This is a genomic window from Curtobacterium sp. APC 4022 (assembly GCF_030407555.1).
GTDB lineage: Bacteria > Actinomycetota > Actinomycetes > Actinomycetales > Microbacteriaceae > Curtobacterium.
This window is the reverse complement of record NZ_JASDDD010000009.1, coordinates 1-15,608: the sequence shown is the minus strand read 5'-3', so window position 1 is coordinate 15,608 and position 15,608 is coordinate 1. Positions and strand designations below refer to the sequence as shown.

Annotated in this window: 16 protein-coding genes; 12 read left to right on the top strand and 4 right to left on the bottom strand. The window is 67.5% G+C overall.

From position 1 onward, the window contains the following. Positions 1–191: 191 nt before the first annotated feature. The 6 genes from QL987_RS04805 (at position 192) to QL987_RS04780 (ending at position 8,802) form a co-directional block, all read left to right on the top strand. Positions 192–2,789, top strand: a complete 2,598-nt coding sequence (locus QL987_RS04805) for an AAA family ATPase (protein ID WP_290156495.1) — start codon at positions 192–194, stop codon at positions 2,787–2,789. A 1,000-nt stretch (positions 2,790–3,789) separates the two neighbouring features. Continuing rightward, complete coding sequence (locus QL987_RS04800; protein ID WP_356839714.1) at positions 3,790–4,848, top strand: ABC transporter ATP-binding protein; 1,059 nt, start codon at positions 3,790–3,792, stop codon at positions 4,846–4,848. Continuing rightward, entirely contained in the window at positions 4,848–5,591 is a 744-nt protein-coding gene (locus QL987_RS04795; RefSeq protein ID WP_290156493.1) for an ABC transporter permease, read from the top strand. Before QL987_RS04800 ends, QL987_RS04795 begins: the two co-directional genes overlap by 1 nt. Before the next feature lie 113 nt (positions 5,592–5,704). After that, positions 5,705–6,814 (top strand): histidine kinase, encoded by a 1,110-nt coding sequence (locus QL987_RS04790; RefSeq protein WP_290156492.1) that lies wholly within the window; start codon positions 5,705–5,707, stop codon positions 6,812–6,814. After that, the gene (locus tag QL987_RS04785; protein WP_290156491.1) at positions 6,804–7,430 is read left to right on the top strand and encodes a response regulator transcription factor; all 627 of its coding nucleotides are present in this window, start codon (positions 6,804–6,806) and stop codon (positions 7,428–7,430) included. Before QL987_RS04790 ends, QL987_RS04785 begins: the two co-directional genes overlap by 11 nt. Positions 7,431–7,725: 295 nt before the next feature. Continuing rightward, positions 7,726–8,802, top strand: a complete 1,077-nt coding sequence (locus tag QL987_RS04780) for an MFS transporter (RefSeq protein ID WP_356839798.1) — start codon at positions 7,726–7,728, stop codon at positions 8,800–8,802. A gap of 67 nt (positions 8,803–8,869) precedes the next feature. Here the strand turns inward: QL987_RS04780 and QL987_RS04775 are convergent, their stop codons facing one another. Further along, positions 8,870–9,400 (bottom strand): hypothetical protein, encoded by a 531-nt coding sequence (locus tag QL987_RS04775; protein WP_290156490.1) that lies wholly within the window; start codon positions 9,398–9,400, stop codon positions 8,870–8,872. An 86-nt stretch (positions 9,401–9,486) separates the two neighbouring features. Next, positions 9,487–10,098 (bottom strand): TetR/AcrR family transcriptional regulator, encoded by a 612-nt coding sequence (locus QL987_RS04770; protein WP_290156489.1) that lies wholly within the window; start codon positions 10,096–10,098, stop codon positions 9,487–9,489. A 54-nt stretch (positions 10,099–10,152) separates the two neighbouring features. Here QL987_RS04770 and QL987_RS04765 point away from each other — a divergent pair, with 54 nt between their 5' ends. Together QL987_RS04765 and QL987_RS04760 are read left to right on the top strand one after the other, a co-directional pair. Then, positions 10,153–10,950 (top strand): SDR family oxidoreductase, encoded by a 798-nt coding sequence (locus QL987_RS04765; RefSeq protein WP_290156487.1) that lies wholly within the window; start codon positions 10,153–10,155, stop codon positions 10,948–10,950. Beyond that, on the top strand, positions 10,950–11,882 hold the full coding sequence (locus QL987_RS04760) for an SDR family NAD(P)-dependent oxidoreductase (RefSeq protein ID WP_290156486.1): 933 nt from the start codon (positions 10,950–10,952) through the stop codon (positions 11,880–11,882). Before QL987_RS04765 ends, QL987_RS04760 begins: the two co-directional genes overlap by 1 nt. Positions 11,883–11,911: 29 nt before the next feature. Here the strand turns inward: QL987_RS04760 and QL987_RS04755 are convergent, their stop codons facing one another. Continuing rightward, on the bottom strand, positions 11,912–12,712 hold the full coding sequence (locus QL987_RS04755; protein WP_290156485.1) for an alpha/beta hydrolase: 801 nt from the start codon (positions 12,710–12,712) through the stop codon (positions 11,912–11,914). A gap of 130 nt (positions 12,713–12,842) precedes the next feature. Between QL987_RS04755 and QL987_RS04750 the strand changes: the two genes are divergently transcribed. Beyond that, the gene (locus QL987_RS04750) at positions 12,843–13,289 is read left to right on the top strand and encodes a hypothetical protein (protein WP_290156484.1); all 447 of its coding nucleotides are present in this window, start codon (positions 12,843–12,845) and stop codon (positions 13,287–13,289) included. A gap of 126 nt (positions 13,290–13,415) precedes the next feature. On the opposite strand, the gene QL987_RS04745 is transcribed toward QL987_RS04750, so the two are convergent. Continuing rightward, positions 13,416–13,568: a hypothetical protein gene (locus QL987_RS04745; protein WP_290156483.1), complete on the bottom strand. Its 153-nt coding sequence runs from the start codon at positions 13,566–13,568 to the stop codon at positions 13,416–13,418. Positions 13,569–13,688: 120 nt separating this feature from the next. On the opposite strand from QL987_RS04745, the gene QL987_RS04740 reads away from it, so the two are divergent. The 3 genes from QL987_RS04740 to QL987_RS04730 all read left to right on the top strand — a co-directional run bounded on the left by QL987_RS04740 (position 13,689) and on the right by QL987_RS04730 (position 15,430). Next, positions 13,689–14,273, top strand: coding sequence for a TlpA disulfide reductase family protein (locus tag QL987_RS04740; protein WP_253462384.1), 585 nt, complete (start codon positions 13,689–13,691; stop codon positions 14,271–14,273). A 152-nt stretch (positions 14,274–14,425) separates the two neighbouring features. Beyond that, entirely contained in the window at positions 14,426–14,791 is a 366-nt protein-coding gene (locus QL987_RS04735) for a hypothetical protein (protein WP_253462386.1), read from the top strand. Positions 14,792–14,830: 39 nt separating this feature from the next. Beyond that, a complete protein-coding gene (locus tag QL987_RS04730; protein WP_253462388.1) occupies positions 14,831–15,430 on the top strand; it encodes a hypothetical protein in 600 nt (199 codons plus the stop codon). The last annotated feature ends 178 nt before the right edge of the window (positions 15,431–15,608 follow it).

Below are 15,608 nucleotides of genomic sequence, written 5' to 3'. Positions count from 1 at the left end.
GTTTGGAGTCTGGTGTGCAACCGCATTGGGCGCGGCATCGTCGACCGTGTCGGACCACATGGTTAGCGTTGGGACAACGGATGAGCGCCCGCTGCGGCGCAGAGGAGATCGCGAGCAGGTCATGAGGGACACCATCGGCGCGGGCCGTCAAGACCGATCACTGCTGATGCGCCGCGGGAGGGCTGCGCCTGATGACTACACCGACTGAAGCCGAAGTCGCAGAGTCGGCTGAGCCAGCCGAGCTCATTGACCCGCGGGCACAACTCGCCGAGTGGGCGAACGCCAACGACGAGTGGGTGCGCCTGCTTGTAGCCGAAGTGATCGCCACCGGACGCCCGGTCGAAACCTCCGTGGTCGACAAGGCCTACCTGCTGTTCCGACAGGAGAAGGCGCTCGACAAGCGGGAGCTTCCAGCCGTTCCACTGCTCAACATCGAGGCTCGCCAGGACGAGTCGGCACCACCCCTGTCGCTGACCCGGCTCTCCGAGGTACGTGGTGTCAACGCGCTGGTGGCGGGTGTAGTGATCGAGCCCCACGAGGGCCTGACGATCCTCTACGGGGAGAACGGAACCGGTAAGACGGGCTACTCCCGCATCTTCAAGGCTCTGGCCAACAGCCGTACCGCCGACACGATCCTCGGCAACATCGATGCCGACACCTCGGAAGCACAGTCCGCCAAACTTGAGTTCAGGCTCGGTGACGACGCTCAGACTCTGATCTGGACGGGCGAACTGGGGGTGTCGCCGTTCACACGCATGTCAATCTTCGACAGCCCCGCCGTGCGTACTCACGTCGACGAGGACCTTGACTACGTCTACACCCCGGCCTCGCTGGCCCTGTTCAACGACGTCACGACTGCGATCCAGGCAGTAGCAGCTCAAATTGATGCGGCGATCTCTGAGCTTGGTTCGAGCGGCTCGGCATTGCTCTCCAGATTCCAACGCGGTTCGGCCATCTATCCGCTGATCGAGACCCTCGGTGCTTCCACTGAGCTTGCCGACCTCAAGGCCAAGGCCAAGAGCGGGGATGACGTCGATCAAGAGCTCGATGCTCTGACCCAGGGCGTTGCGGCTCTGCGCGCCAACACCATGGGTGCCCAGATAAGCGGTCTCAAGAGCGAGCAGCGAGTTCTGTCAGAGGCAGCGACCACGGCCGAAGCTCTGCTGGGCTTCGAACAGGCCAAGTACAACGACGCACTGGCAAGGCGCGCGCAGCTCACGACCGATTTCGAGACCTTCCGCCGCGAGCTTTTCGCCGCCGCGGACCTGCCTGCTGAGCCCGACAACACCTGGGACGACTTCGTCGAGGCCGGCGAGACGTACCGCCAGCATCTTGTCGAGGTTGAGGCGCATGATCCAGACCGCTGCCTCTATTGCCGCCAGCCTCTGCTCGATCCCGCGCGTGATCTGCTCACTCGCTACTCGACGTACCTTGAGGACAAAATCTCCGCCGACATCCGTATCACCGACACCACGCTCGATGGCTACAGGCAACAAGCTGCCGCGCTCCAAGGCAACGAGATGGCGTCGTTCATCCAGCAATACAAGGACGCCGATCCAAGCGAGCGCCCAACCTACTTCACTCAGGTTGAAGCGATCGAAGACGCACGAAGCACCGCCACCACGGCAGTGGCCGCCAGCCAACCAGCTAGCATCGAAATCGCCGATCTTGTGGCCGAGCCTCGCGCCGAGGTCGACACTGCGCTGACCACCGTGGGCAACAGCATCACGGACCTGGAAGCCTTGCAGAAGGGCCGAACCGAGGCGCTGGCTGAGAAGCAAGCAGAGCTGCTCGAACTCAAGGACGCCATCGAGTTGGGTAAGTCCTGGGCGGTGATCGAGACACAGGTCAAAAGCGCCAAGGAGGCCGATCGCCTCAAGACGCTCAAGCGCCCGCTGCCTGGCCTCGGCCGCTCCGTGACCGCGCTCGCCAAGACCGCCAGCGACAAGCTGATTAACCAGAGCTTTGATGCGCTGTTCCTCGAGGAGTGCGAAGCCCTCCGTACCCCGTCCCTCAAGGTTCAGTTCGTCGGGCGAGAGGGCAAGGCGCAGCGCCGCAAGGTGCTGAGCGGTAAGCACAAGCCGTCCAAGGTGCTGTCCGAGGGCGAACAGAAAGTCCTAGCGCTCGCAGATTTCCTCGCCGAGGCTCGCCTCGCAGGCATCACGGCGCCTGTGATCTTCGACGACCCGGTATCCAGCCTTGACCACCGTCGGATCAGGGAAGTTGCCCAGCGCATCGCCCGCCTGGCCGACGACAACCAAGTCATCGTCTTTACCCACGACATCCTGTTCACCACGACGCTCCTCGCCCTGTTTGAGAAGTCCAAGCGGTGCGCCTACTTCCAGATCACTGACGAGAGCGGTAAGGGCAAGGTGTCCCGCGCCACAGGACCGCGCATCGACTCCTTGAGTGCGATCAAGGGGCGGCTCAACAGCGCCATCCAAGCCGCCAAGCAGTTAGACGGCGAAGCCCGGGATGCACTGGTCCACACCGGCTACAGCCATCTTCGTTCCTGGTGCGAGGTCTTCACGGAGGACGAGCTACTCAAGGGCGTCACCCGCCGATATCAGGCCAACGTTCAGATGACGACGCTCGGCAACATCAACGTCGACAAGCTCGGCGAGATCATCCCAAAGGTCAGCGGGATCTTCGAGGAAGCCTGTCGGTACATCGACGCCCACTCCCAAGCCCTCATCACTCAGGGTGTCAGCCCCACTCTCGCCGGACTCGAACAACACTGGGCCGAGCTTCAGGAACTTAAGAAGCTGAACGAAGGCAAGGCGGCGTGAGCCTGTTGATGTTCATGTAGCGGGACGTCCGCCCTGATTCCCGGCAGGTGCGCTTGCGACAGATACGCCGCCGCACGACGCGGCACCTCGACTTCCTGCTCGAGGAGACGGTTGCACTGACGCAACTCGCGGATCTCAGCATCTCGACCACCAGCAGCGGCGCACCGGTGTCAACGGCTGTCTTCTCGGCGCGCGAGTGGGCGAGCCACTTCGCGAGGGTCATTCGGTGGACTCCGAAGTCGCCAGCGATGCGCTTGATCGACACGCTGGGTTCGCGGTTCTCCGCGACACGCACGACGTCATCGCGGAACTCCTCCGATGGGGGTTGGGCACGATCGCGTCCTCCAGGCCCAACGTCCCGGGCAAGCCAGATCAGATGTCACCTATGCGTGCAGCAGACCCCTCAGCAGTCCCGACATCTCGTCAATGATCATGGGGGCCGGGATCGCATCGATGGCGTGGGTCACGGTGCTGCGCGTATTGCGCAGACAGTGGTTAGGCGACGACGAGCGACCGGCTGGTGCGGTTCGAAGACTCCGACTGATGCGGAGCGGGCGCGATCGCTCACGGTTTAGGCTCCTTCGGTGCGTCCGGATCGACGTCACGGCAGCATGGCGCCTTCCACACTGCTCCGCAAAGTACCCGGTCAGAGAGGGGTTCTCGGGCACGCTGCCCGTGCCAGAGGATACGGTCGGGGTGGTCAGAGGATATGGCCTCGTCCGACCCCTCCGTCCGCCGCGCGACCTCAAGGATCTAGAGGTTGTTAAGACAGCCCACCGAAGGGTGTTCTGACACACCCGACGACGAAGAGAGGCCCGCAGCCGGATGGCTGCGGGCCTCTCTTCGTTGTTCTGGGTCGTGCAGGTTCGACCGACGTGTTCGCGCGACGACCTCGTGACAACAGTCACATCGAGTCGGCGACATCCGGCACTGGGGCGGCCTGCGGCGGATTCCTACGCTTGCCCTACGGTTCGAAGACCGCCGCACCGCTCCCGATCGGATGAGCGGCGGCCGACACGGTCGAGCCGGAGGGAGAAGAGGCATCATGCGATCCACGAAGAGCGCTCGGCCTGCACCGACGGACGACCGTGCGACCGAGCCGTCGGGCGCGTCCCGAACCGTCGGGAGCACCCCGGCGGTCACCGTCGACGGGGTCGGGTTCCGGTACCCCCAGGCAACTGAGCCTGCACTTCGCGACGTGTCGTTCACCGTCGAACCCGGCACGGTCGTTGCTCTTCTCGGTCCCAACGGGGCGGGGAAATCGACGCTGGTCAGCCTGTTGATCGGGCTGAACGTCCCCGACTCCGGCGCGGTTCGCATCTTTGACCGCGCTCCACGGGAAGCCCTGCGGCACGGGGACATCGGTACGATGCTGCAGTCGTCGGGCATCGCGGAGTTCGTCACCGTGCGGGACCTCGTCGCCTTCATCGGTCGCCAGTACCGGAACCCCATGTCGGTGGACGAAGCGCTCGCCGCCGCCGGCCTCCGATCGTTGGCGCGGCGTCGGGTCGAGAAGCTCTCCGGCGGCGAGCGGCAGCGGGTCCGGTTCGCGCTCACGCTCATCGGGCGGTCGCGACTGCTGGTGCTCGACGAGCCGACCAACGAGATGGACGTCGCGACTCGGCACAGCTTCTGGGCCACCGTCCGCGCCGCCGCGGTCGAACGTGGTGCAACTGTGTTCTTCACCACCCACCACATGGCTGAGGTGGACGCTGCCGCTGACCGGGTCATCGTGGTGGGCAACGGTCGGATCCTCGCAGATGAGACCCCTGATGACCTCCGACGCCGAGCGGGTACGCCGACGGTACGGTTCCGCTGGTCAGGTGAACCCGACCTGGACTTCCTCGAGCACCTCTCTGCCGTCCTCGACTTCGAACCCGGTGAGGACGTGCAGATCCTGCACACCGATCATCCCGATCGGACGCTGCGGGAACTCATCGGATCGGTACCGTCGGCTGTCGACATCTCGGTCACGGAGGCATCGCTCGACAGCGCCTACCTCGCGCTCATCGACGACGACGCAAGCGCGCTCGCCGCCACGGAGAACGGAATCCGCTGATGCTCTCGTACACCCGGTTCGAACTGCTGCGGACCCTGCGCAACCCGCGGTTCCTCGTGATGACGCTGCTCTTCCCGGTGCTCATCAACGTCGCCTTCGTCCAGCTCGACGCGGCGCGCTACTCGGCTGCCGAGCTGCAGACCTTCGCCACTACCTACATGATGGACATGGCAGCGTTCGCGACCGTGTCGGCGTGCCTCTCCACAGCCGGGAACCGTCTGGCGCAGGAACGCAGCAGCGGATGGTTCTCGTACCTCACGCTCACGCCGCTGCGCCCGATCGACATCGTCGGCGGCAAGATCCTCGCAGCCATCGGCGTCGGAGTGCCCGCCGTCCTCGCGGTCTTCGCCTCGGGCGTCCTCATCAACGGTGTCCGTGTGAACGCGCTGCTGTTGCTCGCCGCGCTCGGGATCGTCATCCTCGGGTCGGTGGCGTTCGCTGCGCTCGGAACGGTCATCGGTCTCATCACGACCGGAGAGACCGCGTACGCCGCGAGCATGATCGGCCTGATGTTCTTCGCCATCGTGGGCGGTCTGTGGATGCCACGAGAGTCCATGCCCGACTGGCTCGGGGCCGTGACCGAACTGACGCCGTCGTACCAGATCGCGCACACCGGGTCGGGCCTGGTGTCGGGTACGCCTGGGCACATCGTCGAGGCCGTGCTCGTGTTCTGCGCCTGGGCGGTCGCCTTCATCGTGCCGGCCCTGCTCGCGTACCGGCGTTCTGCGGTGGCGACGCGGTGAGTCCTGAGACGGCCGGTTCACGCAGGTCTAGCGATCCAGGAGCATCTGACGGGACCGACCGCCACCACACTCCGACCGGGGGAGCACGACGCGACCGCATCGCGCGGCGCGTCGTGCTCTTCGGCCTGCCCTGGCTGCTGATCCCCCTGACGTTCGTCACCTCTGGTCCGACCGGAGGCGTCGTCGTCGAAGTCATCACGATCGTCGCCATGGGCGCACTGTGGGCGGTGCTCGTGCTCCGGACCTCGCTCAACCGAGTCCAGCGGTGGTCGGGTGTGGGGACCCTCACTGTGGCGGCCATCGTCATCGACGCCCTGCTCGGACCCGGTTGGGGCGTCGTCGCAGTGTTCGCGACGACTGCGGCCGCGTGGGTGCTCTCCCGGCGACCGGCGCTCATCGTGATCGGCACGGCCGGTGGCATCTCCTTCCTGGGCGTCCTCCGCGAGGGCGCGATGGGTGGCAAGCTGCTCGATCTCGTGATCCCGGTCGTCATCGGACTTGGGATGATCGCGCTCGTGGAGTTCCTCGACCTGACCGACCTCGTGCGACGCCAGCAGGAAGAGCTCCGGGCGCTGGCGGTGCTCTCCGAGCGCAGCCGCATCGCACGTGATCTGCACGATTCGATCGGCCACTCGCTCATGGCGGTGCTCGTCCAGGTCCGGCTCGTCCGCGCGCAAGCCGCTGGGATCGAGGACGATCGCATCCCTGATCTCCTCCAGTCGCTGAGATCCATCGAGTCCTCGGTGCGCGAGGCCTCGGGGGACGTACGACGCACCATCGCCGACTATCGGTCCTTCGACGTGTTCACCATGCTCGAATCGGTCCCGTCGACGTTGCGGGCGGCGAACGTGGGCGTGCAACTGCATCTGCAACCCGAGGCGATGGCGGTGCTCCGCGAGCATGCTCCGATCGCAGATGCCCTCGGCTGGGTGCTGCGTGAAGGTGCGACGAACGTCCTCCGGCACAGTTCCGCTCGGTCGGCGAACATCGTGATCCGCGAGCACAAGGCCGCCGTCGGTGCGGTCGAGTTCGTCCTGGTCAACGACGGTGTCCGGCCAGGAAGCTCGTTGGACGTCCCTGGCGGCGGAGCCGGCATCGCCGGGATGCGTACCCGGGTGGAGCGGATCGGTGGAACGCTCATGGTGGAACCGTCCGACGACTCGTTCACGCTCACGGTTCGCATCCCACTGACGACGGAGGAAGCCGCAGACCATGTCCGCTGAGACCAGCACGCCAATCAGGGTCGTCATCGCCGACGACCAGACGCTGATCGCCGATGCACTCGCGTCGTTGCTCGCCATGGATCCCTGCATCGACGTCGTGGGAGTGGGACACGACGGCGACGAGGCGTGGCAGCTCGTGGTCGAGCAGCGGCCGGACGTGGCGCTTCTCGATGTCGAGATGCCCCGCCGCTCCGGTCTCGACGTGGCTGCGCAGATCCACCGTGACCAGCCGACGTGCAAGGTCGTCATGCTGACCACGTTCGCGCGGCCGGGCCTGTTGACGCAGTCGCTCGCCGCCCACGTGAGCGGTTTCCTCGTGAAGGACTCCGACGTGGACGAGGTCGTCGATGCCATCCACAAGGTGCGGGCAGGGGAGCGGGTGGTCGACAGCGCCCTCGCCCTTGCCGCACTCATGTCGCCGCCGAACCCGCTGACGGATCGTGAGCGGGAGGCACTCCGGGCGGCGAAGGACGGCGCTCCACTGAAGGAAGTGGCCGACGGTCTGTTCCTCGCGCCGGGTACGGTGCGGAACTACCTGTCCTCAGCGATCGCGAAGGTCGGGGCGCGATCCCGCATCGAGGCTGCGGGCATCGCGCAGGAGAACGGATGGCTCTGAGCGTCACGGCGCCGCCGGAGGCGGCATCCGGTGACCGAGCGGGCTGCGTGGAGCTGTCCGTTGCGGCTTCGGAACGCAGCCGCTGACGGACGGGAGGCCCGGTGCCAGGTGGCACCGTCCCTCCAGGCCGCCGTCACCCTTCAAGACATTTTCCTGCTCGAAGATGGTTCACGGGCGGTGTCCAACGCGCAGCTCGTCGCCGCCGCGTCCGCGATCGTCCAGGGATCGGAGGGGGAGCTGAGCACACTGAGCGGGTGAGGTTCGAGAGTCTCTGGAGGCCTGAGTTCGGCGATCCATCTGGCTGAGCGGTTGGCTCGGGACCCTGCCGCCCCTCCTCTTCGCGGCCTCCGGGTTCATCGCGCCGCGGATCGCCCGAGGACTCGGTCTCGACCGCGGCATCGTCCTTGCATCGCTGCTCATCACCGCTGGTCACCTCCTTCGAGCGTTCGCTCCGGGGATCGCGGTCCTGATCATCGGCAGTGTCATCGCGTTCGCCGGCACGGGGATCGGGAACGTACTCCTGCCCTCGATCGTCCGTCGGTACTTCCCGGACCGGGTTGCGCTGCTGACCGCGGTGTACGCCTGCGTCGTCGGCGTGAGCACGGCCGTACCCGCTGCCCTCGCAGCCCCCTTGGCGGAGCAGTCCGGCTGGCGGTTCTCACTCGGCATCTGGTCCCTGACCTCGATCGGCGCGCTCGTCCCGTGGGTCGTCGTCATCATGCGAGAACGACGCCAGCGGGCGGCGGACCCGGTCACCGTTGACGTCGCGTCCCCATCGGTCGTCATCGGCTTGTGGCGGTCTCGTGTGGCCCTGTCGATCACCCTGGCGTTCTCGACCAGCACGATCCTGACCTACGCCAGCTTCGCGTGGCTGCCTGACATGCTCGGGGACCTCGCGGGCACGACGCCGACCGAGGGTGGGGTGCTGCTCGCTGTCACCGGCCTCGTCAGCGTGCCCGGCGCGCTCCTCGCACCGCTCCTCGTCGCACGGTTCCGCAACGTCGGCTGGCTGATCGCGGTCGGCGTCGTCAGCTTCGTGCTCGGCTACCTCGGCCTGCTCGTCGTGCCCACACCGCTGACGCTGCTCTGGGTGCTGCTCGTCGGCCTGGGATCGATCCTCTTCCCGGTCTGCCTCGTCCTCATCAACGCCCGCACCGGCACCGCGGCCGGCACCGTCGCACTCAGTGGCTTCGCCCAGGGCATCGCGTACGCGCTCGGTGCCCTCGGCCCGCTGCTCGTCGGCCTCCTCCACGACGTCTCGGGTACGTGGACCCTGCCACTGCTGTTCCTGATCGCGATCGCCCTGCTCGCCATCGTCCCGGCGATCACCCTCGCCAGGCCGGGGCTCGTGGAGGACGAGCTCGCCCGGTAGTGCAGACCGCGCGCAGCATCCACGCGGAGAACGTCTCCGAAGGATGGAGTCGCGCTCTCTCGGAGGGTCAGACCGTGGCAGGCACAGACGCTGGCTGGAGGGTGAACGCGCGCCGGCGCACGATGTACTCCTGCACGGCGATCATCACAGCGACGACGACGAGCACCTGGCCGAAGCCGGACGCGCTCTGGTAGCCGTGGTACCCGGCGAAGACGGTGAGGCCCACCTTCGATGCGACCAATGCGATGAACAACCCGACAGTCACGACGGTGCCCTGGCTCATCCGATGCCCGTCCGCGTCGATCCAGACACGGGTGAGGTATCCACGCGCCAGGCCCACGATCAAGCTGAGGACGGCACCGGACCCCAGGAGCAGCCACGCGGCGGCTCCGGTCGGCACTGCAAGACCGCCCGTCACGGCTCCGATGGCTGCGTAGACGATCGCGATCAGGAACACGCCCATTCCCCTCTTCACCTCGCTCCGCTGGGTCTGCTTGTAGACGGAGAAAGCCATGAGGGCGATGGCGACGACGATCTCGACGATCTGTGTTCTTTCCATCCTTCGATGTTTGTCTCTGGCTGCGCCTCGCTCCACCATCCCAGGGTGGTGCGGCGGGTGGTGAAACGGGTGGTGAGACGGGTGGAACCTGACGCAGGAGCTGTGCTGTCGGAGTGGTGACGGGGTCAGCTCGTGTGGGCGACCTTGTGCAGGACGTCGAGCGCGGCATCGATGGCGGCTTCGAGGGGCCAGGACGACTTCTCCGGCTGGCTCAGGATGAGCCCCCCTTGGAGGGCGGCGAGGATGGCAACGGCGATCCGTTGCGGGTCGGCATCGGATTCGACCTCGCCGGCGCTCTGCATCTTGGCGACCCCCGAGGCGAGCGACAGCCGCCAGCTCGTCATGCTGTCGGTGATGACCTGAGCCAGTTCGGGATCCGTCATGGCTGCCTGCGTCGCCATCGAACCGATCGGGCAGGCCCACCGGCCGAGACCGATGTAGTAGTCGACCAGGGCGTCGCGCCAGGCGTGCCACGACTCCCAGCTCGAGAGGTCGTCGATGTACGGCTTCTGCGCGGCGAGGAGCTCGCCGCCCTCCCAGATGGCGACTTCACGGACGAGTTCGGCCTTGCCGCCGGGGAAGTAATGGAAGAGCTGGCTCTTGCTCGTGAGCGTCGCCGCACGAACGGTGTCGAGAGTGGTGCCGCCGATGCCGGAAGCGAGGATCTCGCGACCGGTCGCCTCGATGATGCGCTGGCGAGTGGCTCGACCGCGTTCCGTCATGTTCGCCCCGTGCATGGGTTCAGCGTACCTCGCTGGACCAAGGAGTCCAGTCCATGGTAGGACTGGACCATGCAGTCCAACGAAGAAGAACTCACCTCTCTCCAATCCGATGACCGACTCTCCGGTCAGACCGCCCTCGTCACCGGCTCGAGCAGCGGTATCGGGGAAGCGATCGCCCGCGTGCTCGCCGCCTCCGGTGCCCACGTCATCGTCAACGGTCGCGATGCCGAGCGCACGCAGGCTGTCGTCACGACGATCGAACGTGCGGGCGGCAAGGCCTCACCGCTCGTCGCTGATCTCGGCACATCGGCCTCCGACGTCCGCCGGTTCGCCGCTGAAGCCGCCGCTCTCGCCGGCGGCCAGATCGACATCCTGGTGAACAACGCCGGGATCTACCCGGCGACCGCGACCGCCGATCTCGCCGAGGACGACCTCGACGCGGTCCTCAGCATCAACATCCGTGCCCCGCACGTGCTCGTGGCGGCCCTCGCGCCGGCCATGGCGGAGCGCGGCCGCGGATCGATCGTCAACATCGGATCGTGGATGGCCCGAGTCGGCCTGCCCTTCGGTGCCGTGTACACCGCGTCGAAGGCGGCGCTCGAGCAGATGACGCGCACATGGGCAGCCGAGTACGGGCCGCGAGGGGTGCACGTGAACACGGTGGCGCCCGGAGCCACGAGCACTCCAGGCAACGCTGCGAGTGAGGACGTCCTGGCGGCGATGACTGCCGTGACCGTCGCCGGTCGCCCGGTCCGTCCTGTCGATGTCGCCTACTCCGTCCGGTTCGCTGTCTCGGACGAGGCCTCGTTCCTCCACGGCTCGACCATCGACGTCGACGGTGGAATCGCCTCCACGCGGCTCGGCTGATGTCGGATCTGCGAGGACCGTTCGGTGCCGAGTCGACCGCCCTCGAGGTCGTCGACGGAATCGACCTCCGCAACAGGACCGCGGTCGTCACCGGTGCGGGATCGGGTATCGGTGTCGAAACGGCCCGTGCCCTGGCTGCCGCGGGCGCAGCTGTCACCCTCGCTGTCCGCGATGTCACGACGGGGAACCGTGTCGCGGCGGACATCCGTGCGAGCACCGGGAACGATGCCGTCCATGCGGCGTTCGTCGACCTGGCAGACGTCGGATCCATCCGGTCCTTCGCCGACTCGTGGTCGGGGCCGCTCCACCTGTTGGTGAACAACGCCGGCGTCATGGACCTGCCCGAGCAGCGCACTCCGGATGGGTGGGAGATGCACTTCGCTGTCAACCACCTCGGCCACTTCGCGCTCGCACGAGGTCTGCACGCAGCGATGCGCTCGGCGGGCGGCGCCAGGATCGTGTCGCTGAGTTCCAGTGGGCACGCATCCTCTGGGATCCGATTCGACGACCTGTTCTTCGACAGCGACCCCTACGACCCGGGGCTCGCCTACGGGCAGTCGAAGACGGCCAACGTGCTCTTCGCCCTGGAGGCGACCCGGCGGTGGGAAGACGACGGGATCGCAGGATCAGCGGTCATGCCCGGCGGCATCTGGACCAACCTGCAACGTCACTGGGACCCGGCCGTGCTCGCGGACATGCAGCGGCGGTACCCCACCAAGACCGTCGAGCAAGGTGCGGCGACCAGCGTCTACGTCGCGACCCGGGCTGAGCTGGGGGTCGGGACTCCCGGTTACTACGAGGACTGCCACCCGGCGGAGGTCGTGGCCACGATCCAGGGAGGCGTCCACGGGGTCCTCCCGCACGCACTGGATCCTGCCGCGGCAGATCGGCTGTGGGAGGTGTCGGAACGGCTGCTGGCACAGTCACGGTAGCCGCCGAGGGACCGACTCTCGAGACGGTTCTACCGGAGGTGTTGCTGCAGGAAGTCGTACGTCCGACGGAGCGCGTCCGTGCGGGTGCACATCTCCGAGAAGTCGTGGTGGCCGCCCTCGACGAGCATCAGCTCGTGCGGGACGCCCAGCTCGGTGAGGGTCTCCGCCAGGGAGATGCTCTGCTCGACCGGGACGGTCGTGTCCGCCGTCCCGTGGAGCAGGAACGTGGGCGGGGAGTCCGGGCGGATGTGATCGGACGGGGTGAACCACTGGTCCACGGGGCCGAGCGCCGTCAGGAGTGGAGAGCCCGGTTCTCGAAACCCGGGTGACCGGAGCGGGTCGTGGATGCCGTACCAGCTGGCCACTGCGCGGACGGGTTCCGCCTCGTCCGGCGCGGACGCGCCCGTGATGGTGGCGATGGTCGCGCCGGCCGAGTTGCCCCAGAGCGCGACCGCGGTCGGGTCGAGGTTGAACTGGGCCGCATGGCTCCGGAGGTAGCGGAGTGCTCCTCGAACGTCGTCGACCGGTGCCGGGAACCGTGCGAGGTTGCTGGTTCGGTACTCGACGCTGGCGACCGCGATGCCGCGTTCGGCGAGCGGGACCAGGGCAGGGAGGTACCGAGTGCGGTGCACGTTGCGGAACCCGCCGCCCTTGATGAACACCACCAGGGGCGTCGGTGTCGACGACCGGGGCTTCAGGAAGTCGAAGTGCAGCTGCTGACCGCCGGGCAGGAGCTGTCCGTCGCGGAACTGCGCGTACACGAGATCCGGGTACTGCTCGACGAAGTGGTGTGACGCCGGACCGAGTGGGACCGTGGAGGAGTGGGTCATGGCTGCTTCCGAACGTTGCGGTGACGGCTCAGAGGGTAGCTCCGGTCTGGTGCAGATGTTGCGCGCCGGGCATCATCCGCCCCACTCTTGTCGCGGGCAGCCGATGATCGGTGGCCCGCGAGGGGGAACCATGTCCGTACTACCCGTCCACGAGCTGATGCCTCGAGTCGCCGCGCTCAACGCCCCGGGAGCCCCGTACGTCTTCGAGATCGACGGGACGACGATCACCGGCCGCTGGGCCTTCGACGACCCGGCGCTCGCCGAGGTGCTGGGGGACGGAGGGGCGTCACCGAACTTCCGGTACGTCGTCACACTCGACCCGTCGCGGGGGACGTTCCGCTGCTCGGAACGCGACGCGGGGTACAACAACGGAGCGTTCCGCGCCTACCGCGGGTACAGCCGGAACTACAACGTGAACCTGCTGACCATCATCGTTGCGCTGGCCCGTCGGGCGGAACGGAAACGTCGCACCGGAAGCGCAACCCCGCCGCACCGGTTCCGGCAGGAGGAACTCAAGGCGCCGCTCCGGTCCGTGCTCGAGGGGAACGGCTGGCGGCGGCGTGGCCTGATCCGCTGACGCCAGGGCAACAGACGGGGCGGAGGCAGAAGCGCCTCGCTGGGGTCTGTCGTGCCACCCCGGTCGCGGAGACCTGCCCTCAGGTGCTACCGCTCGGACAGTCGGCGTCCCCGTCCGCCGACGAGGTCACGGCCGGTACTCGTCGCGCCGCTTCGGCGCGGGCCGACCCGGGTGCTGCGGCGGCACGACTCCACCAGAGAAGACGGCACCGATCACCCCGCCGAGTGTCCGCAGCGTCACGAGCACGAGGTGTCCGATCGCGCCGAGTACTCGTGGCATGGTCGACTCCCTCCGTCGCCCGACGTGCGGTCAGCGGCAGCCTACGGCGGCAGCGGTGTCGAAGCGAGGGCGTGATGGGCATCACGAGCGCAGGCGGGCGGTGCGCACTAGGTTGCTGCCATGGGGACTCGTCGTGGACCGGTGCTCGCCTTGCTCGTGGTCATCGCGATGAGCGTCGCGGGGTGCACCGGAGAGCACGACGGGCTCAGTGGCCAGTACCGGAACGGCGACACGAAGAACTACATCTCCGGCAACGGCGCAGTCACCGAGTTCCGGGCAGCGGACCGCGGGCCGGCCGTCGACTTCTCGGCGCGGGACCTCGACGGGCACGTCGTCCGGGCCGACGAGCACCGAGGCCACGCCGTCGTCGTCAACTTCTGGTTCGCCGCCTGCGCGCCCTGCCGACTCGAGGCTGCTGACCTCGAAGCCGTGAGCCACCAGCAGGGTGCGCGCGCGACCTTCCTCGGGGTCGACGTCCGTGACTCGGCGGGGACGGCCCGCGCGTTCATCCAGAGTCACGACGTGTCCTACACGACGCTGATCGATGAGGACGCCGCCGTGCAGCTGGCCTTCGCGGGGGAGAACGCGCCCAACGCCACGCCGTCGACCATCGTGCTGGACAAGCAGGGCCGCGTCAGCGCGCGGATCCTGGGTCCGGTCGATCGCGGCGTCCTGAAGACACTCGTGGACGAGGCCAACGAGTGACGTCTCCGGGCCGCAGCGAGCCTCCAGACGCTCCTCGACCGCGGCGATCAGACGGAGACCCCGAGGCCGGGAGGCGCTTCGCTGGAGCCGTCGCCACAGGGGACGCACCGGAACCGGAGTCGCCCGCGGGATCAGGTCTTCAGCACCGAGCTGTGCTTTCCGCCGTGGTCGTCCTCGGTGGCGCAGTCTCCGCGGTCGGGATGTACAGCCTCGGCCTGTTCCGGTCCCGCTCCTTCAGTTGGGACCTGCTGGTCACCGTCTCGGCGCTCGCGATCCCGGTGGGAGTCGCCGTTGCAGCCATCGTCGCCCGTGTCGGCGTGCTCGTCAGGAACCGAGCCGATCTGCACCTCGCGGCACATCCGGTGCGCCGGGCATCGATGGTGGTCGGGGTCCTGGCGTTCGTCGCTGCGTTGGTCGGCGGTCTGCTGCTGACGGCGGGCGGGTGGCAGATGGACCTGATCGGGGCTGTCCTGTGCGGTTGTCTCGCCGTCGGCTGCGCAGCTCTGGTACTCCGCTGACCCGAGGCGGACACGACGGCCGTCTGGCATCGTCGCGGGATGCGACCGTCGACGATCCTGCTCGCCACGCTCACCGCCCTCTTCGGCGTGGCGACGATCGTCCTGGCGCTTCTCGTCGGCACCGGGGACATGGAGGTGCTGTTCCAGGTGCTCCGGCTCGGCGGCCTCGTCACGGTCGGGTTCGCGGCCGGTCTCGTCATCACGGTGACGAACCGCCGACGACGGGAGCGACTCCAGCGCAAGAGCGACATGAGCCCGGGCACGTTCTTCGTGAACGCACACCCCACGGACACGACCTACGACGAGCTCGATGCGTGGCGTCCGGCGCTCCGGGTGTTCTTCCCGTGCGACCTCGGCTTCGACCGGAACGGCATCACGGCCCGGCCGGACGAGGGCAGCGGGCCAGCGATCCCGATCGCCACGCGGCAGGAGGCCACCGGCTTCGACGTGTTCGACGAACCGACTCCGCGAGGTGTCGCCTTCCGGTGGGGCATCGCCGTCTCCCTCACCCCGAGAGAGGCCGGCCCCGCCACGGTGCACCTCTGGATGCTCGATGAGCAGCAGAACCACGACGAGTACGCGATGCGGCGGACGATCATGAAGATCGAGAAGGCCCTCGGCCCGAAGACGACCGCCTGACGTCCGCGTGCTCGATCGCGCGCGAAGGTCGCGTCGATCCCGTCACGGGTGCGCGGTCCAGGGACCCGACCGCATGGCGGACGAAGTCACCGGGTGGCGTGACCAGACCGGCTCGGCCGGGACGGGCCTCCCGGCAGACCGCAGTCGGCTGCGTCGGACCGCAGCCGACCACCCGACC

Excerpts from the sequence above, each read along its gene's own strand:
- QL987_RS04775 (WP_290156490.1), bottom strand. The coding sequence starts at position 9,400 with ATGGTGGAGCGAGGCGCAGCCAGAGACAAACATCGAAGGATGGAAAGA.
- QL987_RS04730 (WP_253462388.1), top strand. The coding sequence starts at position 14,831 with ATGCGACCGTCGACGATCCTGCTCGCCACGCTCACCGCCCTCTTCGGC.
- QL987_RS04750 (WP_290156484.1), top strand. The coding sequence starts at position 12,843 with ATGTCCGTACTACCCGTCCACGAGCTGATGCCTCGAGTCGCCGCGCTC.
- QL987_RS04770 (WP_290156489.1), bottom strand. The coding sequence starts at position 10,098 with ATGCACGGGGCGAACATGACGGAACGCGGTCGAGCCACTCGCCAGCGC.
- QL987_RS04800 (WP_356839714.1), top strand. The coding sequence starts at position 3,790 with ATGAGCGGCGGCCGACACGGTCGAGCCGGAGGGAGAAGAGGCATCATG.
- QL987_RS04745 (WP_290156483.1), bottom strand. The coding sequence starts at position 13,568 with ATGCCACGAGTACTCGGCGCGATCGGACACCTCGTGCTCGTGACGCTG.
- QL987_RS04795 (WP_290156493.1), top strand. The coding sequence starts at position 4,848 with ATGCTCTCGTACACCCGGTTCGAACTGCTGCGGACCCTGCGCAACCCG.
- QL987_RS04755 (WP_290156485.1), bottom strand. The coding sequence starts at position 12,712 with ATGACCCACTCCTCCACGGTCCCACTCGGTCCGGCGTCACACCACTTC.
- QL987_RS04805 (WP_290156495.1), top strand. The coding sequence starts at position 192 with ATGACTACACCGACTGAAGCCGAAGTCGCAGAGTCGGCTGAGCCAGCC.
- QL987_RS04765 (WP_290156487.1), top strand. The coding sequence starts at position 10,153 with ATGCAGTCCAACGAAGAAGAACTCACCTCTCTCCAATCCGATGACCGA.
- QL987_RS04785 (WP_290156491.1), top strand. The coding sequence starts at position 6,804 with ATGTCCGCTGAGACCAGCACGCCAATCAGGGTCGTCATCGCCGACGAC.
- QL987_RS04760 (WP_290156486.1), top strand. The coding sequence starts at position 10,950 with ATGTCGGATCTGCGAGGACCGTTCGGTGCCGAGTCGACCGCCCTCGAG.
- QL987_RS04740 (WP_253462384.1), top strand. The coding sequence starts at position 13,689 with ATGGGGACTCGTCGTGGACCGGTGCTCGCCTTGCTCGTGGTCATCGCG.